At 60.3% G+C, this 20,122-nt stretch carries 17 protein-coding genes and 2 rRNA genes; 8 read left to right on the forward strand and 11 right to left on the reverse strand.

Features of this window, described 5'->3' with window-relative positions:
• Nucleotides 1–60: 60 nt before the first annotated feature.
• Both ACMGGN_RS05590 and rrf read left to right on the forward strand, forming a co-directional pair.
• Nucleotides 61–2,952 (forward strand): 23S ribosomal RNA (locus tag ACMGGN_RS05590).
• A gap of 131 nt (nt 2,953–3,083) precedes the next feature.
• Nucleotides 3,084–3,199 (forward strand): 5S ribosomal RNA (rrf, locus tag ACMGGN_RS05595).
• 65 nt (nt 3,200–3,264) lie between these two features.
• Here rrf and ACMGGN_RS05600 read toward each other — a convergent pair.
• Nucleotides 3,265–4,128 (reverse strand): universal stress protein, encoded by an 864-nt coding sequence (locus ACMGGN_RS05600; RefSeq protein ID WP_174142248.1) that lies wholly within the window; start codon nt 4,126–4,128, stop codon nt 3,265–3,267.
• 154 nt (nt 4,129–4,282) lie between these two features.
• On the opposite strand from ACMGGN_RS05600, the gene ACMGGN_RS05605 reads away from it, so the two are divergent.
• Nucleotides 4,283–4,900, forward strand: a complete 618-nt coding sequence (locus tag ACMGGN_RS05605) for a tRNA-(ms[2]io[6]A)-hydroxylase (protein ID WP_119687457.1) — start codon at nt 4,283–4,285, stop codon at nt 4,898–4,900.
• A gap of 34 nt (nt 4,901–4,934) precedes the next feature.
• Here the strand turns inward: ACMGGN_RS05605 and ACMGGN_RS05610 are convergent, their stop codons facing one another.
• On the reverse strand, nt 4,935–5,255 hold the full coding sequence (locus tag ACMGGN_RS05610) for a DUF883 family protein (RefSeq protein WP_115274327.1): 321 nt from the start codon (nt 5,253–5,255) through the stop codon (nt 4,935–4,937).
• Nucleotides 5,256–5,380: 125 nt separating this feature from the next.
• Here ACMGGN_RS05610 and ACMGGN_RS05615 point away from each other — a divergent pair, with 125 nt between their 5' ends.
• Nucleotides 5,381–5,644: a hypothetical protein gene (locus ACMGGN_RS05615; RefSeq protein ID WP_012315267.1), complete on the forward strand. Its 264-nt coding sequence runs from the start codon at nt 5,381–5,383 to the stop codon at nt 5,642–5,644.
• A 14-nt stretch (nt 5,645–5,658) separates the two neighbouring features.
• Here ACMGGN_RS05615 and ACMGGN_RS05620 read toward each other — a convergent pair whose 3' ends face one another.
• The gene (locus ACMGGN_RS05620) at nt 5,659–6,147 is read right to left on the reverse strand and encodes an LEA type 2 family protein (RefSeq protein WP_046788278.1); all 489 of its coding nucleotides are present in this window, start codon (nt 6,145–6,147) and stop codon (nt 5,659–5,661) included.
• 264 nt (nt 6,148–6,411) lie between these two features.
• Here ACMGGN_RS05620 and ACMGGN_RS05625 point away from each other — a divergent pair, with 264 nt between their 5' ends.
• The 4 genes from ACMGGN_RS05625 to ACMGGN_RS05640 all read left to right on the forward strand — a co-directional run bounded on the left by ACMGGN_RS05625 (nt 6,412) and on the right by ACMGGN_RS05640 (nt 9,716).
• A complete protein-coding gene (locus ACMGGN_RS05625; protein ID WP_046788277.1) occupies nt 6,412–6,729 on the forward strand; it encodes a hypothetical protein in 318 nt (105 codons plus the stop codon).
• Between the two features lie 22 nt (nt 6,730–6,751).
• Complete coding sequence (locus tag ACMGGN_RS05630; RefSeq protein WP_046788276.1) at nt 6,752–7,900, forward strand: PQQ-dependent sugar dehydrogenase; 1,149 nt, start codon at nt 6,752–6,754, stop codon at nt 7,898–7,900.
• Nucleotides 7,901–8,018: 118 nt separating this feature from the next.
• Nucleotides 8,019–9,125 carry a cell division protein ZapE gene (zapE, locus tag ACMGGN_RS05635; protein ID WP_115274329.1) on the forward strand — a complete coding sequence of 369 codons (1,107 nt, stop codon included), beginning with the start codon at nt 8,019–8,021 and terminating at the stop codon, nt 9,123–9,125.
• Nucleotides 9,126–9,137: 12 nt separating this feature from the next.
• Entirely contained in the window at nt 9,138–9,716 is a 579-nt protein-coding gene (locus ACMGGN_RS05640; RefSeq protein ID WP_115274330.1) for a DinB family protein, read from the forward strand.
• Nucleotides 9,717–9,740: 24 nt separating this feature from the next.
• Here the strand turns inward: ACMGGN_RS05640 and ACMGGN_RS05645 are convergent, their stop codons facing one another.
• The 8 genes from ACMGGN_RS05645 to ACMGGN_RS05680 form a co-directional block, all read right to left on the reverse strand.
• Complete coding sequence (locus ACMGGN_RS05645) at nt 9,741–11,705, reverse strand: DNA topoisomerase III (RefSeq protein WP_414156513.1); 1,965 nt, start codon at nt 11,703–11,705, stop codon at nt 9,741–9,743.
• A 265-nt stretch (nt 11,706–11,970) separates the two neighbouring features.
• On the reverse strand, nt 11,971–12,405 hold the full coding sequence (locus ACMGGN_RS05650) for a GNAT family N-acetyltransferase (RefSeq protein ID WP_012315260.1): 435 nt from the start codon (nt 12,403–12,405) through the stop codon (nt 11,971–11,973).
• Nucleotides 12,398–13,564 (reverse strand): cupin domain-containing protein, encoded by a 1,167-nt coding sequence (locus tag ACMGGN_RS05655; RefSeq protein ID WP_039604938.1) that lies wholly within the window; start codon nt 13,562–13,564, stop codon nt 12,398–12,400. The genes ACMGGN_RS05650 and ACMGGN_RS05655 overlap by 8 nt, the downstream gene beginning before the upstream one ends.
• Nucleotides 13,565–13,645: 81 nt before the next feature.
• Nucleotides 13,646–15,016, reverse strand: coding sequence for an adenylosuccinate lyase (gene purB, locus ACMGGN_RS05660; RefSeq protein WP_046788271.1), 1,371 nt, complete (start codon nt 15,014–15,016; stop codon nt 13,646–13,648).
• Between the two features lie 191 nt (nt 15,017–15,207).
• Nucleotides 15,208–15,834 (reverse strand): high frequency lysogenization protein HflD, encoded by a 627-nt coding sequence (hflD, locus tag ACMGGN_RS05665; protein WP_012315257.1) that lies wholly within the window; start codon nt 15,832–15,834, stop codon nt 15,208–15,210.
• The gene (mnmA, locus tag ACMGGN_RS05670) at nt 15,831–16,955 is read right to left on the reverse strand and encodes a tRNA 2-thiouridine(34) synthase MnmA (protein WP_046788269.1); all 1,125 of its coding nucleotides are present in this window, start codon (nt 16,953–16,955) and stop codon (nt 15,831–15,833) included. The genes hflD and mnmA overlap by 4 nt, the downstream gene beginning before the upstream one ends.
• Before the next feature lie 59 nt (nt 16,956–17,014).
• Complete coding sequence (locus ACMGGN_RS05675) at nt 17,015–17,455, reverse strand: NUDIX hydrolase (protein ID WP_046788268.1); 441 nt, start codon at nt 17,453–17,455, stop codon at nt 17,015–17,017.
• A gap of 113 nt (nt 17,456–17,568) precedes the next feature.
• The gene (locus ACMGGN_RS05680; protein WP_414156514.1) at nt 17,569–19,794 is read right to left on the reverse strand and encodes an NADP-dependent isocitrate dehydrogenase; all 2,226 of its coding nucleotides are present in this window, start codon (nt 19,792–19,794) and stop codon (nt 17,569–17,571) included.
• Nucleotides 19,795–20,122: the final 328 nt, after the last annotated feature.

A 20,122-nucleotide genomic window follows, 5' to 3' on the forward strand; every position in this document is an offset into this window, starting at 1 on the left:
ACATGCGAATTTTCGGCGAATGTCGTCTTCACAGTATAACCAGATTGCTTGGGGTTATATGGTCAAGTGAAGAAGCGCATACGGTGGATGCCTTGGCAGTCAGAGGCGATGAAAGACGTGGTAGCCTGCGATAAGCTTTGGGGAGTCGGCAAACAGACTGTGATCCAGAGATCTCTGAATGGGGGAACCCACTCAGCATAAGCTGAGTATCTTGTACTGAATACATAGGTGCAAGAGGCGAACCAGGGGAACTGAAACATCTAAGTACCCTGAGGAAAAGAAATCAACCGAGATTCCCTTAGTAGTGGCGAGCGAACGGGGACCAGCCCTTAAGTTGGTTTGAGATTAGTGGAACGCTCTGGAAAGTGCGGCCATAGTGGGTGATAGCCCCGTACACGAAAATCTCTTATCAATGAAATCGAGTAGGACGGAGCACGAGAAACTTTGTCTGAACATGGGGGGACCATCCTCCAAGGCTAAATACTACTGACTGACCGATAGTGAACCAGTACCGTGAGGGAAAGGCGAAAAGAACCCCGGAGAGGGGAGTGAAATAGATCCTGAAACCGTATGCGTACAAGCAGTGGGAGCCTACTTTGTTAGGTGACTGCGTACCTTTTGTATAATGGGTCAGCGACTTATATTCAGTGGCGAGCTTAACCGAATAGGGGAGGCGTAGCGAAAGCGAGTCTTAATAGGGCGTTTAGTCGCTGGGTATAGACCCGAAACCGGGCGATCTATCCATGGGCAGGTTGAAGGTTAGGTAACACTGACTGGAGGACCGAACCGACTACCGTTGAAAAGTTAGCGGATGACCTGTGGATCGGAGTGAAAGGCTAATCAAGCTCGGAGATAGCTGGTTCTCCTCGAAAGCTATTTAGGTAGCGCCTCATGTATCACTGTAGGGGGTAGAGCACTGTTTCGGCTAGGGGGTCATCCCGACTTACCAAACCGATGCAAACTCCGAATACCTACAAGTGCCGAGCATGGGAGACACACGGCGGGTGCTAACGTCCGTCGTGAAAAGGGAAACAACCCAGACCGTCAGCTAAGGTCCCAAAGTCATGGTTAAGTGGGAAACGATGTGGGAAGGCTTAGACAGCTAGGAGGTTGGCTTAGAAGCAGCCACCCTTTAAAGAAAGCGTAATAGCTCACTAGTCGAGTCGGCCTGCGCGGAAGATGTAACGGGGCTCAAACCATGCACCGAAGCTACGGGTATCACCTTTGGTGATGCGGTAGAGGAGCGTTCTGTAAGCCTGTGAAGGTGAGTTGAGAAGCTTGCTGGAGGTATCAGAAGTGCGAATGCTGACATGAGTAACGACAATGCGAGTGAAAAACTCGCACGCCGAAAGACCAAGGTTTCCTGCGCAACGTTAATCGACGCAGGGTTAGTCGGTCCCTAAGGCGAGGCTGAAAAGCGTAGTCGATGGAAAACAGGTTAATATTCCTGTACTTCCAGTTATTGCGATGGAGGGACGGAGAAGGCTAGGCCAGCTTGGCGTTGGTTGTCCAAGTTTAAGGTGGTAGGCTGAGATCTTAGGCAAATCCGGGATCTCAAAGCCGAGAGCTGATGACGAGTTGCCTTTAGGCGACGAAGTGGTTGATGCCATGCTTCCAAGAAAAGCTCCTAAGCTTCAGATAACTGGGAACCGTACCCCAAACCGACACAGGTGGTTAGGTAGAGAATACCAAGGCGCTTGAGAGAACTCGGGTGAAGGAACTAGGCAAAATGGCACCGTAACTTCGGGAGAAGGTGCGCCGGTGAGGGTGAAGGACTTGCTCCGTAAGCTCATGCCGGTCGAAGATACCAGGCCGCTGCGACTGTTTATTAAAAACACAGCACTCTGCAAACACGAAAGTGGACGTATAGGGTGTGACGCCTGCCCGGTGCCGGAAGGTTAATTGATGGGGTTAGCGCAAGCGAAGCTCTTGATCGAAGCCCCGGTAAACGGCGGCCGTAACTATAACGGTCCTAAGGTAGCGAAATTCCTTGTCGGGTAAGTTCCGACCTGCACGAATGGCGTAACGATGGCGGCGCTGTCTCCACCCGAGACTCAGTGAAATTGAAATCGCTGTGAAGATGCAGTGTATCCGCGGCTAGACGGAAAGACCCCGTGAACCTTTACTATAGCTTTGCACTGGACTTTGAATTTGCTTGTGTAGGATAGGTGGGAGGCTTTGAAGTGGGGACGCCAGTTCTCATGGAGCCATCCTTGAAATACCACCCTGGCAACTTTGAGGTTCTAACTCAGGTCCGTTATCCGGATCGAGGACAGTGTATGGTGGGTAGTTTGACTGGGGCGGTCTCCTCCCAAAGAGTAACGGAGGAGTACGAAGGTGCGCTCAGACCGGTCGGAAATCGGTCGTAGAGTATAAAGGCAAAAGCGCGCTTGACTGCGAGACAAACACGTCGAGCAGGTACGAAAGTAGGTCTTAGTGATCCGGTGGTTCTGTATGGAAGGGCCATCGCTCAACGGATAAAAGGTACTCCGGGGATAACAGGCTGATACCGCCCAAGAGTTCATATCGACGGCGGTGTTTGGCACCTCGATGTCGGCTCATCACATCCTGGGGCTGAAGCCGGTCCCAAGGGTATGGCTGTTCGCCATTTAAAGTGGTACGCGAGCTGGGTTTAGAACGTCGTGAGACAGTTCGGTCCCTATCTGCCGTGGACGTTTGAGATTTGAGAGGGGCTGCTCCTAGTACGAGAGGACCGGAGTGGACGAACCTCTGGTGTTCCGGTTGTCACGCCAGTGGCATTGCCGGGTAGCTATGTTCGGAAGAGATAACCGCTGAAAGCATCTAAGCGGGAAACTTGCCTCAAGATGAGATCTCACTGGGATCTTGAATCCCCTAAAGGGCCGTCGAAGACTACGACGTTGATAGGTTGGGTGTGTAAGCGCTGTGAGGCGTTGAGCTAACCAATACTAATTGCCCGTGAGGCTTGACCATATAACACCCAAGCAATTTGCTTCTGCAGATTGTGGTGGTGAAGACGAAAGAACCGAAAGTTCGTAACATCACAACTATCGCATATCCGAATTCGCTGGGCTGTCCATCTGGACATTCTGGCTACAGAATTTCTTGACGACCATAGAGCATTGGAACCACCTGATCCCATCCCGAACTCAGTAGTGAAACGATGCATCGCCGATGGTAGTGTGGGGTTTCCCCATGTGAGAGTAGGTCATCGTCAAGATTCATTTCGCAAAACCCCTATCTGCGCAAGCAGGTAGGGGTTTTGTCTTTGTGCGCAAAAAAATTCTAGCCTCGGGCCAATTCAGCCAGGTGCGCGAGCGCCTCTTCACTTTTAAGTACCAGTACATCACCTACCAGCGTATCGAGCACGACTTCAGAGGTATTGCCAATCAAGGCACCTGAGATGCCCGTGCGCGCGACAGTGCCAATGACCGTGACCACTGCATCGAGCTTCTGCTCGGTATGAGGTATCAGCACATCCGCAGGGCCCTCTGCGACATGCAGGCGATCTTCGCTGATATCATATTCGGCCTGGAAAGCACTGCACGCCTCTCGGTAGCGTTTTTCGATGGTCTCACTGAGCTGGTATACAGGATCGGATGCTGCCAGCATGGGGGAGGGATGCGCACTGATCACGTGCAGTTCACCTTTTGCCAGGCTGGCAATGTCATAGCCATGGTCGATGATGCTGGTATGCAGCCGCCGATGATCTTCGTCATCGTTACCGACATCCACTGCTGCCAAAATCTTGCCTCCCGTCCAGGGCCGCTCGCTCTTGACCATCAACACGGCGCAAGGGCACTGGCGCAGAAGTTTCCAGTCACTTGGCGTCAGCAATGCCTTGCGCAGGGGGTTGTCCGGCCGGTGTTCCTTGATCACCAGGTCACAGCCTTCAGCCTGCTGAACGGCGATGATCGACTCGTGCAGGGTCTCGTTCCAGTTCTGTTCATGAGAGACGTTATCGTAGCCATCGTCGTGTAGCTGACTGCCAAGCAGGCTGAGTAGTGCACTGTGATCCTGTTTTTTGTCGCACATGAGCAGGTGCAGGCGCGCACCGGTTACGCCGGCTATAAGCTTGGCACGGGTCAACGCACGGCTATGGGCATGATCGGGATCGAGTACCACTAGAATGCTACGGACAGCTTGCATGGGCATGAACTCCCCTCAAAAGATGGTGGCCTATGCCTGACTATAGTAGGCGAGCCTTGCGTCGCCGCTTGATGTACATCAAGCATAGCCACTGGCGCTCATGATTGGCGCCGGTATAATCGCCCGTCCTGCCTGCTGTGTGTGGTTGTACGTTATGTCCCTGATCCCCGAAATCGATGCCTTCCTAGGTTGCAAGACTCCAGACGCCTGGATCGAAGCGGCCATCGCCGACCAGGAAACCTTGCTGATCGACCACAAGAACTGTGAGTTCAAAGCTGCCAGCACTGCGCTGAGCCTGATCGCCAAGTACAACACCCACCTGGACCTGATCAACATGATGTCGCGCCTGGCCCGAGAGGAACTAGTACATCATGAGCAGGTTTTGCGCTTGATGAAGCGCCGTGGTGTGCCTTTGCGGCCAGTGTCGGCAGGGCGCTACGCCTCTGGCTTGCGTCGCCTGGTACGTGCCCATGAGCCAGTCAAGCTGGTGGATACGCTAGTGGTAGGGGCATTTATCGAAGCACGCAGCTGCGAACGCTTTGCAGCATTGGTCCCGCACCTTGACGAAGAGCTCGGCACTTTCTATCACGGCTTGCTGAAAAGCGAAGCGCGTCACTACCAGGGCTACCTGAAACTCGCCCATCAGTATGGTGATGAAGCAGATATAGCCCAGCGGGTTCAGCAGGTGCGCGATGCGGAAGCGGAGTTGATCCTGTCTGCTGACCAGGAATTGCGTTTCCACAGTGGTATTCCGATGGCGCAGGCCGCCTGATTTGCAGCAGCCGGCACTACGCCTGGGGAACGGTTTAGTGACGGCGGCCTAGCAGCAGGCCAATTACCAGGCCAAACCCGGCAGAAACCGCAACGGTCTGCCATGGGTGGCCGCCGATATAGTCTTGGGTTGCGTCTACTACCGGTTGTGCCTTGGCGCGCACCTGCCCGGCCGCCTCTCGAGCCTGGCGAAGTTTCAGGCTGACCTGCGCGCGCAGCGTGTCGGCTTCTTCACCTACCAGAGAGGCGCTGTCGTTGAGCAGCTTCTCCGACTCTTCGATCAATGCCTGCAGCTCACTGAACACCTGATCCTTGATCTGCTCGCTGTTAGCTGCAATGGCTGATTTTCGGGCCATGAACATGTCCTCGTCGATAGGGGGGTAAGCAATGGATGCCGGTGCGCCGGGAAAGTTGCGCCGGCTTAGCGATGAAGCAGCACTACGGTGTAAGATAGCGGCCATTTCAACTGGCAGGTACTTTCATGAGTTTCAATCTGGCCAACAGGAGCTTCGAGGAACGGGCACAGATCGAGGCAGAAAAGGCGCGGCTGTTCGAATTGTGGCAGAACAACCTGGGCAAGGCGAAGGGCGACGCAGCTCGGCTGATTTCGGAAAAGCCGCGCCGCAAGGGCAAATGGGCCGAATGGGTACGTGCCGAACTGGACGGCATGTCGCCGCCTGAATACGCCAGCATGGTACGCAGCGAGGTCAACAAGATGATGGCCGCCGCCAGCACCAACCGTTGATGATCCGCAGCCTGTCACCAGTAGAGGTTGCCCCCTTTGGGCAGGTCCAGCTTGCCCTCATCGGTGAAGCGCACGGTGCCCAGGGGGCCGCCAGCCAGTTTCCCGCGCAGTACATAAGGCATCCCTTGTAGCGAGTCGAGCCTGCTCAGACCATAGGCCTGGCGCAGGAATGCAAAAGCCGTGACGCTCACCGGTACCACCACCACCGCTTCACTGTAACGGCCAATATGCCCCTGCTGGTCGCTAACCCCAGAGGCCAGTGCCTGGCCATTGACCTCCAGATTCAGCGCGATGCCGTTGTAGTCGACTGGGGCCTCGTTAGGATTTTGTACACGCATCTTTACCGCCATGCGCATCTCCAGCTCTTGCCCCGCCAGTGGTTCGATGCCGATCACGCTGATGTTCAGCGGGTCGCGCGCCTGCAACAAAGCGCAGGCGTTTAACACGCCAGCCAGCAGCAAGACCAGCGATAGTCGGGCGTAGCGTTGCAAAGCGGCAGTCATGCAAATGGACCTTGCCAATGGAAACTGGCCTTAAGTGTGGCAAATGTAAGTCAGTGTTGAAAGCAGCGGTTCTACTTCTGAGGATGCCGCAATTTCACCCTTCGAGCATCGAAGGCCCATGCCTGGCATAGTCTTCAAGGCGAGCAGGGCTGCCTGAGGTTCATACTGAAACATCACGAATCGCATTCACCCTTTTTCTGCGAACGCCTCGCGCCTTACGCTATCAAACGCATGAGGCGCACCTTTTCGTACACGAGGTGGAGTATGAATCTTACATTGCCAGCCCTGGCCGTCGGCTTGTTGCTGGGCTTGTCTGCACAGGCGGCGCCCGTGCAGCCCTTGCTGCTCGCTGCCAGTAACAACAACCCCTACAACAGCCCGATCCAGCGCGCCAACCCCAACAGCCGCCAAGGCAGCCAACCTGTCACACCACCGGTGCGCGGCCCTTCTACCCAGCCCATCCAGCGCACACCTTCCCTGGACAACCGCGGCATCGGTAATGGTGAAAACCTGCGCCGCCAGCAGCAGACGCCGAATCTGGAACCCACCCGCCCACCGCGTGACACCCGGCGCGCGCCCTGAGTACCACTGAAAGGAATCCTGCATGATCAAAGCTACCTGGCTGACCACGCTTACCGCTGCCACACTGCTGCCACTGCTCGCGCACGCCGCCGCCGAGGAGCACTTCCCCAGCGAGGAGGGGCAGGTAACCGTCAGCACCGTGGCCGACGGCTTGCGCAACCCTTGGGCGCTCGCGTTCCTGCCAGGCGGTAAGGATATGCTGGTGACTGAACGCTCCGGTAACCTGCGTGTGGTCAATGCCGAAGGCAAGGTCGGGCCCCCCATAAGCGGGGTGCCCAAGGTCTGGGCAGAGGGCCAGGGCGGTCTGCTCGATGTGGTGTTGTCACCCGAGTTTGCCCAGGACCGTACCGTATACCTGTCGTATGCCGAAGAGGGCAGTGATGGCAAGGCCGGCACTGCCGTTGGTCGTGGCCAACTGTCCGAAGATCGCGCACGCTTGGAGAACTTCGACGTGATCTTCCGTCAGCAACCGAAGCTTTCGGTGGGCAATCACTTCGGCTCGCGCTTGGTGTTCGATCGCCACGGCTACCTGTTCATTGCGCTGGGCGAGAACAACCAGCGCCCCACGGCGCAGGACCTGGACAAGCTGCAGGGCAAAATCGTGCGCATCCTGCCCGATGGTGAAGTGCCCAAAGACAACCCCTTCGTCGGGAAAAAAGCAGTTCGCGCCGAGATCTGGTCATTCGGCCACCGTAATCAGCAGGGGGCGGCCCTCAATCCTTGGACCGGTAAGCTCTGGACCCACGAACATGGCCCCCGCGGCGGTGACGAGATCAATATCCCGCAGGCGGGGAAGAACTACGGTTGGCCGATCGCCACCCACGGCATCAACTACTCGCTGATGCCGATCCCTGAGGCCAAGGGCGAACATGTCGACGGTATGGTCGACCCGCATCATGTTTGGGAAAAGTCCCCAGGCATCAGTGGCATGGCTTTTTATGACAGCCCCACGTTCAAGGCCTGGGACCACAATCTGTTCATCGGTGCGCTGGCTACCCAAGAGCTGATTCGCCTGCAGCTAGAGGGCGACAAGATCGTCCATGAGGAGCGCTTGCTAGGGGATTTGAAGGCGCGAATCCGCGATGTGCGGGTTGGGCCGGATGGATACCTGTATGTGCTCATCGATGAAAAGGACGGGTCGCTGCTCAAAGTGGGTCTGAGCGAGGGCTGAAAGCTATTCCGGGCTTTACCGGCCCTATCGCTGGCAAGCTGCCTCGCTAATTGCAAGCGCGGTGATGCATGAGTGGGCGCAGGCTTGCCGACGATGGGGCCCTTCAACATAATGCTGCATGGCATTTGACCCCAAAACGCTCTATCAGCAGGCCCTTGCCGATCAAGGCTACGTCCCCGACCCGCAGCAAGCGCAGGCCGTCAATGCCTTGCAAGCCTGTTTCGAAGCCCTCGAGCGGGGCAGTCCCGCCCAGGGGCTTTACCTGTGGGGGCCGGTCGGCCGCGGCAAGACCTGGCTCATGGACCTGTTCCACCGCGGCCTGAGCATTGCCGCCCGGCGTCAGCACTTTCACCATTTCATGGCATGGGTCCATCAGCGGCTGTTCCAGCTCAACGGCACCGCCGATCCGTTGCAGGCTCTTGCCCGAGAGCTGGCAGGGCAAATCCGCGTGCTGTGCTTCGACGAACTTTTTGTCAGCGACATCGCAGATGCAATCATTCTCGGCCGCCTGTTCCAGGTGTTGTTCGATCATGGCGTGGTGGTGGTTGCCACCTCCAACCAGCCGCCGCATCTGCTGTACCAGGACGGTTTCAACCGCGATCGTTTTCTGCCGGCCATCACCGCCATCGAACGGCACATGCAGGTCCTGGCGGTGGCAGGCGAGCAAGACCATCGTCTTCACCCTGGGGCCGCACACCAGCGCTACTGGGTGGCTGAAGCTGGTAAGGCAAAGGCGCTCGAGGCGGTTTTCAAGCAGCTCAGCCCCGACGATCCGGGCAGTGCGCAGCCGTTCGCAGTGGGTTCACGGCAAATCCAAGTGATCCGGCGTAGCAGCCAAGCGATCTGGTGTCGCTTCGCCGACCTGTGCGAGCAACCACTGGCGGCGATGGAGTTCATGGCGCTGTGCGATCAGTTCTCGGCAATCCTGGTCGAAGGCATTCCAGCCCTGAGCGGCGAGCAGCGGGCCGGGCGTATTGCCCGTGGTACCGAGGATGGAGTCGCGCGGGTAGAGGCGGGGGATCGGCAACTGCCAGCGCTGGCTGCCAAGGATGACGCCGTCCGCCGCTTCATTGCCCTGGTCGACGAATGTTACGACCGTAGGGTGGCGCTGTACCTTGAGGCGCAGGTTCCGCTCGAAGCGCTCTACACTCAAGGGTATCTGGCGTTCCCGTACCAAAGGACCCTGAGCCGGCTACGGGAGATGCAACTGCAACGCTTCGCCTGAAGGAGCCGAACCATGGAGCCGCTGTCGCATCATCTGCTGACCCAGGCCTACAACAATGGCTGGGCCAATCACCGCCTGTACAAGGCCTGCCTGCAACTGACCCAGGACGAGTTCGTCGCGCCTCGGTGCAGCTTCTTCCCATCGATCAAGGCCACCCTCAACCATTTGCTGACGGTGGACTGGTTCTACCTGCACATGCTCGAGTGCGAGCAGCGTGGCGAGGCGCCTGAGCCCGACGGCGAACGCTTCTTCGAGCCGGAGCAACCTTTTGCCACATGCACCGACCTGCACGCCGAACAGGCCCAGGCTGACCACCGGCTGATCGCCTACTGCAGTGTGCTGAGCGACGACCAGCTATCGCGCTACGTGAGTATCGTAAGGCCCGACCGTGTGCAGCGTGAACAGCGGTTGCGCTTGCTTGCCCACCTGTTCGAGCACCAGATCCATCACCGTGGGCAGGTCCATGCCATGCTCAGCGATACAGCGGTGCGACCGCCCCAGCTGGATGAGTTCTTCTGTGAGGAAGAGGCCGGTTTGCGGGCGCATGATTTTGCCGAGCTTGGCTGGAGCGAGGATCGCGTCTGGAGGTGATGCCGTGCTGTTGTGGATGGCTATTCAGTTGGGGGCCTTGCGCCGAGGCTGCCGTGCCTTGCTGCCCATGGCCTTGGCGCCGTTAGCTGCAGGCTTGCCTTTGCCCCCGCTCCTGCGCTTTTTCTTCCACGGCGCCGCCTTGCCCACCGCTGGCCCGTTTATTGTCATGCGCATGCCGCTGCAGCGCTCGACCAGCTTGCCCATCCATGCCGACTGCCGCGCCACGAAGTCCTCCAGGCTCATTTCACCACTTTGCACCATGTCCAGCGCCTGCTCCCAGATTGCCGTGGTACCTGGGTCGGCGATGGCGCGTGGCACTGCGTCGATCAGGCTGAAAGCCGCTGGGGTGGCGGCCAGTGCCTTGCCGTTCTTGACCAGGTAGCCGCGGTCGAGCAGGCCCTGGATGATGCTGGCACGGGTCGCCTCGGTGCCGATGCCGGTGGTTTCCTTGAGCTTCTGTTTCAGCCGCGGGTCGTCCACCAGTTTGGCGACGTTCTTCATGGCCTTGATCAGGTCGCCTTCGGTGAAGGGTTTGGGCGGTTGGGTCCACAGGTCTTTCAACTGCAGGCCCTGCACCGAGCAGTCCTGGCCCTCACGCAACGTTGGCAGGACTTGCGCCGGCGGCGCTTCGCGGCCTTTGGCCGGGGCCAACGCTTCTGGTAATGCGCGACGCCAGCCCGGCTCCGCGATCTGCTTGCCCACGGCGCGCAGTGCATGGCCTGCACAGTCGAACTCGGCTTGGGTTCGATCGTACTCGTGGTTGGGTAGGAACTGGGCCAGGTAACGGGCGCGGATCAGGGTATAGACCGCCTTGTGCTTGGCCGGCAAGCGTGACGGGTCGCTGGCGGCCGCAGTAGGGATGATGCCGTGGTGCGCGGTGACCTTGGAATCGTTCCAGGCCCGCGAGCGGCGGTGCGGCTCAAGGTGCGCTTGCAGCGGCGCCAGGCTGCTATCGGCGCGCTGTAATGCAGTGAGGATTGCCGGCGCTTCGCTGTGTTGGCTGACCGGCAGGTAACCGCAGTCGCTTCGTGGGTAAGTGATCAGCTTGTGGGTTTCGTACAGGGCCTGGGCAATGTCGAGGGTTTCCTGGGCGCCAAGGCCGAACTTCTTTGAGCACAATTCCTGCAGGGTGCCGAGGTCGAAGGGCAGGGGTGCTGCCTCGCGTACGCGTTCGGTGGCCACCTTGAGCACCCGTGCGGTGCGGGCGTTGCCGATATCTGTTGCGGCCTGTTGGGCCAGCGCCTGGTTAAGGCAGCGCCCATGGTCGTCGCAGGTATCTTGCGGTGCTCGCCATTGGGCGTTGAAGCCAATGTTGGCATGCTCGAGTTGCACGTCGATGGCCCAGAACGGTAGCGGTACGAAATCAGCGATGCTACGGTCGCGGTCCACCACCAGGCGCAGGGTGGGTGTTTGTACCCGGCCAACGGGTAGCACACCCTGATAGCCGGACTGGCGGCCCAGCAGGGTGAAAAGCCGGCTCATGTTCATGCCGATGAGCCAGTCGGCGCGTGAGCGGCCCAGCGCCGAGTGATAGAGGTTGAAGGTATCCTGCCCCGGCAGCAGGCGTGCCAGCGCCTTGCGAATCGAGGCATCGTCCAGAGCGGACAACCACAGGCGCTGAATGGGCCCACGGTAGCGACAATGTTCGACTAGCTCGCGGGCGATCATTTCGCCTTCGCGGTCGGCATCGGTGGCGATTACCAGTTCGCGTGCTTCGCCGAGCAGGCGCTTGACGGCCTTGAACTGGCTGGCAGTCTTGGGCTTGATCAGCATCTTCCACTTTTCCGGAATGATCGGCAGGTCGGCGAGGTTCCAGCGCTTGTAGCGTTCGTCGTAGCTGTCGGGCGGAGCGGTTTCCAACAGGTGGCCGATGCACCAAGTGACGCAGACGTCGGTGCCTTGCCAGCAGCCGTCGCCCCTGCGGTTGGCGCCAAGGATCTTGGCGATGTCTTTTGCCTGGGAGGGTTTTTCGCAGAGGAACAGGCGCATGGCCGGGACGCTTTATCGAGGGTGATAGGCAGTAGGATGCGCAAGCGGGGGCGCGGTGGCAAGTTTTATCTGGATGGATGTACAGGTTTTTTATTGCATGGTTTACCCAAACAACGCAGTTGGCGTAGGAGCGGCCTTGCGTCGCGAAAGGGCTGCGAAGCAGCCCCGACGTTACAGACGGCGCTGCAATAAGCCCCGGGGCAGCTGGGCGGCCCTTTCGCGACACAAGGCCGCACCTACACGGGTTTAGCGCAAGTTTGAAGCTTCAGGCGATCTCGCGGGAGTCGCGCACCATGTCCACATGCGGGATGCCGGCTTCGAGGAATTCCTCGCTGACCACGCGAAAGCCCAGCCGCTCATAGAACGGCGTGGCATGCACCTGAGCACTCAGCATCTGCTGCTTGAGGTCGCGGTTCTGTGCCTCAAGGATTACCGCATTGACCAGCGCGTCGCCAACCTTCAGCCCGCGCCAGTCCTTGAGCACCGAGATGCGCCCGATGGTGCCGTCCGCCAGCAGGCGGGCCGTGCCAATAGGGTAATCACCTTCCAGCGCCAGAAAGTGCAGCGCGTCCTGGTCTTCCGAATCGAACTCCAGCTCCGGCGGAATGTGCTGTTCGGCGACGAACACCGCTTCACGGATACGACGGATATCGGCGTTGTCTTTCTGCCAGTCGGCGAGGCGCACACGAATCTTATTCATTGGCGAATCCCAAGCTTCCTTGTTTGATCAATTGCTGTACCAGCATAAGGCCATCTTCATCCTCCAGCCACTGTGCAAGGTTGTCGATGTGTAACGCGTCGGCGGCACAAACCAGCTTCAGCAGCTCGCGCAGTTTGGCTGGCAACGGGCAACTGCGGCCGCTGGCGAACAGCATCAGGTCGTCGCCAAGCTCCGACCAGGCCATGCGTGCGCTTGGGTTGCGGATCAGGATGGCGCCATCTTCGAGCGCTTCGATCAGCTCCTGCTCGTCCAGTTCTTCACCGACGACCTGCTCGGGGTAGCGCGGCTCGGTCATGAACTGGCCGAACCAGGTCAGCAGCAGGTCCTTGTCGTTCATGTGCTTGTCGAGCAGGCCCTTGAGGCGGTCGAGGGCGTCGTGCTGGATCTGGTGTGGGTCGCTGGCAGGCTCGGCGTCGGCGTCGCTGTAGCGCTCCTCGTCCGGCAGGAACTGGCCGAGGAAGTCGGTGAAGTGGGTCAGCACTTCGGCGGCACTTGGGGCGCGGAAGCCGACCGAGTAGGTCAGGCAGTCGTCCACGGCTACGCCGTAGTGGGCCAGGCGCGGTGGCAGGTAGAGCATGTCGCCTGGCTCCAGGGTCCATTCGCCGCTCTGTTCGAATTCGGCGAGGATGCGCAGGTCGGCATGGTCCAGCAGCGGGCTGTCGCTGTTGCACATCTGGCCGATCTTCCAGTTGCGCTGGCCGTGGCCTTGCAGCAGGAACACGTCGTAATTGTCGAAGTGCGGCCCTACGCTGCCACCGGGGGTGGCGAAGCTGATCATCACGTCGTCGATGCGCCAGCTTGGCAGGAAGCGGAAGTGCTCCAGCAGTTCGGCCACTTCCGGTACGAACTGGTCGACGGCCTGAACCAGCAGGGTCCAGTCCTTTTCAGGCAGGTCGGCGAAGGTGTCTTCGTTGAACGGGCCGCGGCGCAGCTCCCACGGGTGGGCGCCGTGCTCGAGCACGATGCGCGACTCGACTTCCTCTTCCAGGGCCAGGCCGGCCAGCTCGTCGGGGTCGATCGGGCTTTCGAAGTCCGGGAATGCCTGGCGCACCAGCAGCGGCTTCTTCTGCCAGTAGTCGCGCATGAATTCGCGGGCCGAGATGCCGCCGAGCAACTGCAGTGGAGTATCAGGATTCATGTTCAACCTATTGAAAAAACGTAATTTTCGTCCGGGAATAAAAACGCCCGGCCAGGCCGGGCGTTGAAGGCGACGCTCAGCTTAGATGCGTTTGGCCTGCGCTGCGGCGTTACCGATGTAGCTGGCAGGGGTCAATTGCTTGAGCTCGGCCTTGGCTTCGGCTGGCATGTCCAGGCCGTCGATGAAGGTCAGCAGCGCTTCTGGGGTGATGCCCTTGCCACGGGTCAGCTCTTTGAGCTTCTCGTAGGGGTTCTCGATGTTGAAGCGGCGCATCACGGTCTGGATTGGCTCGGCGAGGACTTCCCAGCAGGCGTCCAGGTCGGCGGCGATACGCGCGGCGTTGACTTCCAGCTTGCCGATGCCTTTCAGGCTGGCTTCATAGGCGATGACGCTGTGGGCGAAGCCCACACCCAGGTTGCGCAGCACGGTGGAGTCGGTCAGGTCACGCTGCCAGCGCGAGATCGGCAGCTTGCTGGCCAGGTGCTGGAACAGGGCGTTGGCGATACCCAGGTTGCCTTCGGAGTTCTCGAAGTCGATCGGGTTGACCTTGTGCGGCATGGTCGACGAGCCAATTTCGCCAGCGACGGTCTTCTGCTTGAAGTAGCCCAGCGAGATGTAGCCCCAGACGTCGCGGTCGAAGTCGATGAGGATGGTGTTGAAGCGGGCGATGGCGTCGAACAGCTCGGCGATGTAGTCGTGCGGTTCGATCTGGGTGGTGTACGGGTTGAACACCAGGCCCAGTTCGTCTTCGATGAAGGCGCGGGCGTTTTCTTCCCAGTCGATCTGCGAGTAGGCCGACAGGTGGGCGTTGTAGTTGCCCACGGCGCCGTTGATCTTGCCCAGCAGCGGCACGGCGGCCACTTGAGCGATCTGGCGCTCCAGGCGGTAGACGACGTTGGCCAGCTCTTTGCCCAGGGTGGTCGGCGAAGCCGGCTGGCCGTGGGTGCGCGACAGCATCGGCACGTCGGCGTGGGCATGGGCCAGGGCACGAATGGCTTCGGCGATCTGACGCATCAGCGGCAGCAGCACGTCGTCGCGGCCAGCACGCAGCATCAGCGCGTGGGACAGGTTGTTGATGTCCTCACTGGTGCAGGCGAAGTGGATGAATTCGCTGACCTTTGCCAGCTCAGGCAGTTGCGCAGCCTGCTCCTTGAGGAGGTATTCGATCGCCTTGACGTCATGGTTGGTGGTGCGCTCGATTTCCTTGACGCGTTCAGCGTGCTCGAGCTTGAAGTCGGTGGCCAGGCCGTCCAGCAGGGCGTTGGCTTCAGCGGAGAACGCCGGCACTTCGCCAATTTGCGGGTGAGCGGCCAGGCGCTGCAGCCAGCGCACTTCGACCAGGGCGCGGAAACGGATCAGGCCGAATTCGCTGAAAATGGGGCGCAAGGCCTGGGTTTTGCCGGCATAACGGCCGTCTACAGGGGAAACCGCAGTGAGCGAAGAAAGCTGCATGGGGTGTTCTCGGACAGTCAGGCTTTTGGAAGGGCGCATATGATACATGAAAAATGCCTGTAGGAGCGGCCTTGCGTCGCGAAAGGGCTGCGCAGCGGCCCCCAAATCGCCGCCCCAGCATAGATTGCCGGGGCTGCTGCGCAGCCCTTTCGCGACGCAAGGCCGCTCCTACCGAGGGTTCAGCGCCGCCTTCAGGAAGGTGTGCGCATCATATCGTACAGTTCGTTGAGCAACTTGCGCCGGCTGAACACCAGCTGCCAGCGATGCCCGCCCAGCTGGCGCCACAGGCGTGCGGCGCGGATGCCTGCCAGCAGCAGGGCGCGGATCTTCGACGCGTTGCTGGCCTGCTGCAGGAAACGCATGTCGCCATGCACCTGAATGCGCTGGCGCAGTGTGCTCAAGGTGTCCTGATACAAGGCGCCGCTGGAGGCGATGACGTTTTCGTGAACCAGGCCGAAATGGTCGGCCTGTGACTGGATTTGCGGCAGGCGGTTGCCGATGGTGTCGAGCAGGTCGCCACGCTTGTTCAGCTGGCGTTCCAGCCCGAGCATCGACAGCGCATAACGCAGCGGTTCGCGCTGTAGGCTGCTGGGGTCGCGTTCCAGGGCGCCGACCAGGGCGCGGTAACCGTCGCGCAGGTTGAGGTCGTCGCCACCGAATACCTCCAGGGTGTCCTTGGGGTCGCGCACCAGCAGGCTGCCCAGCATGCAGCCGATATCGGCCTCGCTGGCCTGGCCGGTGCGGGCGATGCGGTCGACCAGCACGGCGGCCTGAAACACCCCACCCAGGGCAATCAATTGCTCCTGCAGTTTGTTCATGCGCGCGGGCTCCACGGCTCGGCCGTCTCGATCACGCCGCCGCCCAGGCACACCTCGCCGTCGTAGAACACTACCGACTGGCCAGGGGTAACGGCGCGCTGCGGCTCGTCGAACACAGCGCGGTAGCCGCTTTCGGTCAGCTCCAGGGTGCAGCGCTGGTCGCTCTGACGGTAGCGCACCTTGGCAGTGAGTGTACGCGGGCTGCTGAGGTCGATCGGGTTGACCCAGAAGATCTCCGAGGCGAGCAGGGCGCGGGAGAACAACCAAGGGTGTTCGTTGCCCTGGCCGACCACCAGCACATTGCGGGTCAGGTCTTTGTGCAGCACGTACCACGGCTCGTCGCCGGCGTCTTTCAAGCCCCCGATGCCCAAGCCCTGGCGCTGGCCGATGGTGTGGTACATCAGGCCGTGATGGCGGCCGATGACTTCGCCTTCGGTGGTCTGTATCTCACCTGGCTGGGCCGGCAGGTACTGCTTGAGGAAGTCGCTGAAGCGGCGCTCACCGATGAAGCAGATACCGGTGGAGTCCTTCTTCTTGGCAGTGGCCAGGCCGTGCTTTTCGGCGATGGCGCGAACCTCGGGCTTTTCCAGTTCGCCGACCGGGAACAGGGTGCGGGCGATTTCCTTGCCGCCGACGGCATGCAGGAAGTAGCTCTGGTCCTTGTTCGGGTCCAGGCCCTTGAGCAGTTCGGTGATCGCGCCGGTGTCGCGGCGGCGCACGTAATGGCCAGTGGCGATCAGGTCTGCACCCAGCGACAGCGCGTAGTCGAGGAACGCCTTGAACTTGATTTCGCGGTTGCAGAGGATGTCCGGGTTGGGTGTACGGCCGGCCTTGTACTCTTCGAGGAAGTGCTCGAAAACGTTGTCCCAGTATTCGGCAGCGAAGTTGGCGGTGTGCAGTTTGATGCCGATGCGGTCGCACACGGCCTGGGCGTCTGCCAAGTCTTCACGGGCAGTGCAGTATTCGGTGCCGTCGTCCTCTTCCCAGTTCTTCATGAACAGACCTTCCACCTGGTAGCCCTGCTCCATGAGCAGAAGGGCGGAGACGGAAGAGTCCACGCCGCCGGACATGCCGACGATGACGCGGGTCTTGGCGGGGTCTTTGAGTGCTGGGCTGGTCATGGCTACCGATGTGTATCAAGGGGGAAAAGCGCCGAGTCTACCAAACCCGAGGCTGCGCGTCAGTCGCGCAGCAAATCAAGGCTATGCAGCGGGCCTGCAAGGTAGTCATCCAGGCAGCGTGGTACCAGCTCGCTGCGCCAGCGGTCGGGGGCAGCCAACAGTTCCTCGCGGGTGAGCCAGACGGCACGGACGATGTCGCTGTCCAGCGCAAGGTCGGCGTGGTGGTGCACGGGGCGTGCGGCAAAGCAGATGCGCTGGTAGGTCACGCCGTTGCTGGGTGCGGTGTACAGGTAGATGCCGACCACGCCGGTAAGCTCGACTTCCCAGGCGGTTTCCTCCAGGGTTTCGCGCAGGGCGGCCTGGGGCAGTGTTTCGTTTGGCTCCAGGTGGCCGGCGGGCTGGTTGAACACGTGCTGGCCGGCTTTGAACTCTTCGACGAAGAGAAATTTGCCTGCGTGCTCGACGATGGTGGCGACGGTGATGTGGGGTTGCCAGGACATGGGCATTTCCTATGGTTGGCGCGGGCCGCTCCTACACAGCTGGCGCGTCTGTGCTTCAGAAAGCACAAACCCCGGTGCGTGGCCGGGGTTTGTGCTGTTACCTCAAGCGAGCCTTACAGGGCGGCAATGGCGCTGTTCAGGGTCTGGCTTGGGCGCATCACCTTGGCGGTCAGCTCGGCATCCGGAGCGTAGTAGCCACCGATGTCGGCCGGCTTGCCCTGCACGGCGTTGAGCTCGGCGACGATGGTCGCTTCGTTCTCGGCCAGGGTTTTTGCCAGTGGTGCGAAGCGCGCCTGCAGGGCGGCGTCGTCAGTCTGGGCGGCCAGCGCTTCTGCCCAGTACAGGGTCAGGTAGAAGTGGCTGCCACGGTTGTCGATACCACCGACTTTGCGCGAAGGCGACTTGTTGGTGTCGAGGAACTTGCCGGTGGCCTGGTCCAGGGTGTTGGCCAGGACCTTGGCGCGCGGGTTGTCGTAGGTGTTGCCCAGGTGCTCCAGGGAAGCGGCCAGGGCCAGGAATTCACCCAGCGAGTCCCAACGCAGGAAGTTTTCTTCAACCAACTGCTGCACGTGCTTGGGTGCCGAACCGCCAGCGCCGGTTTCGAACAGGCCGCCGCCGTTCATCAGCGGCACGATCGACAGCATCTTGGCGCTGGTGCCCAGCTCCATGATCGGGAACAGGTCGGTCAGGTAGTCGCGCAGCACGTTGCCGGTCACCGAGATGGTGTCCTTGCCTTCGCGGATGCGGGCGAGCGAGAACTTGATGGCGTCGACCGGCGCCAGAACGCGGATGTCCAAGCCTGCAGTGTCGTGATCCTTCAGGTACTTCTGCACCTTCTCGATCATCACGCCGTCGTGGGCGCGGGCTGGGTCCAGCCAGAACACCGCCGGGGTGTCGCTCAGGCGGGCGCGGTTGACGGCCAGCTTGACCCAGTCCTGGATCGGCGCGTCTTTGGTCTGGCACATGCGGAAGATGTCACCGGCTTCGACGTTCTGCTCCAGAACGACCTTGCCCTTGCCATCGACCACGCGCACGACGCCGTCAGCCTTGACCTGGAAGGTCTTGTCGTGGGAGCCGTACTCTTCGGCCTTCTGTGCCATCAGGCCGACGTTCGGTACGCTGCCCATGGTGGTCGGGTCGAACGCGCCGTTGGCCTTGCAGTCTTCGATGGTGGCCTGGTAGATGCCGGCGTAGCAGCGGTCCGGGATGATCGCCTTGGCATCCTGCAGCTCGCCAGCGGTGTTCCACATCTTGCCCGAGTCACGGATCATGGCCGGCATCGAGGCGTCGACGATCACGTCGCTCGGCACGTGCAGGTTGGTGATGCCTTTGTCGGAGTTGACCATGGCCAGGGCCGGGCGCTCGGCGTACAGGGCCTGGATGTCGGCTTCGATCTCGGCCTGCTTGTCGGCTGGCAGATCCTTGATGCGGGCATACAGGTCACCGATGCCGTTGTTGGCATTGAAGCCCACTTCGGCCAGCGCGGCAGCGTGCTTGGCCAGCACTTCGCCGTAGAAGGCTTCGACGATGACGCCGAACATGATCGGGTCCGAAACCTTCATCATGGTGGCTTTCAGGTGCACCGACAGCAGCACGCCGGAGGCCTTGGCATCGGCGATCTGCTCGGCGATGAAGGCTTTCAGTGCCTTGCGGCTCATGGTTGCGCAGTCGATGATTTCGACGGCTTTGACGGCGGTCTTTTCTTTCAGCACGGTGGTGCTGCCGTCTTTGGCGACCAGCTCGATGCGCAGGCTGTCGTCAGCCTCGATCAGTGCGGCCTTTTCGCTGCCGTAGAAGTCGCCTTGGGTCATGTGGGCAACGTGCGACTTGGAGTCGGCGGCCCAGGCACCCATCTTGTGCGGGTGCTTGCGCGCGTAGTTCTTGACCGACAGGGGTGCGCGGCGATCGGAGTTGCCTTCGCGCAGTACCGGGTTCACGGCGCTGCCCTTGATGCGGTCGTAGCGCGCGCGGGATTCTTTTTCTTCCGCGGTGGCCGGCTCGTCGGCGTAGTCCGGGATATTGAAGCCCTTGCCTTGCAGTTCCTTGATCGCGGCCTTGAGCTGCGGTACCGAGGCGCTGATGTTCGGCAGCTTGATGATGTTGGCTTCAGGTGTGGTAGCCAGTTGGCCCAGTTCCGCCAGGTGATCGCCTACCTGCTTCTCGGTGCCCAGTTGCTCCGGGAATGCCGCGAGGATGCGGCCAGCCAGGGAAATGTCGCGAGTTTCGACGGCGATGTCAGCCGAAGCGGTGAAAGCTTCGACGATCGGCAGCAGCGAGTAGGTGGCGAGGGCGGGGGCTTCGTCGGTGAAGGTATAGATGATCTTGGAACGGGTGGGCATGCGGGTTAACTCTCTATGTGCTGAGCGTACTCGAGTCTCGAGGTGCGCAGGGTAGGCGCTTCGCCCTGGCGACGCCATGAGCGGAAAGTCGAGAGGCTGCGAGCGGTGATGGTGGATGCATCAGTCGAGCGTCAAGTGCTGAACTGCGGTAACAGCTCAGGCTTTTTGGCCAGTTACTGGCCGAGGGCGAGCCGCATTTTCCTGGGATTCGCCCCGATGACCCTTCGGTCGCGGCGCAGTATATCAAACCAATCGGGCTATTCAGCAAGGCGAAGTGACATCGGCGCCATTTATAAGACCAAAGACGTAGCGGCAATGTGGCGTGATG

This window comes from Pseudomonas sp. BNK-30 (genome assembly GCF_047456185.1).
Taxonomy (GTDB): Bacteria; Pseudomonadota; Gammaproteobacteria; order Pseudomonadales; family Pseudomonadaceae; genus Aquipseudomonas; species Aquipseudomonas putida_E.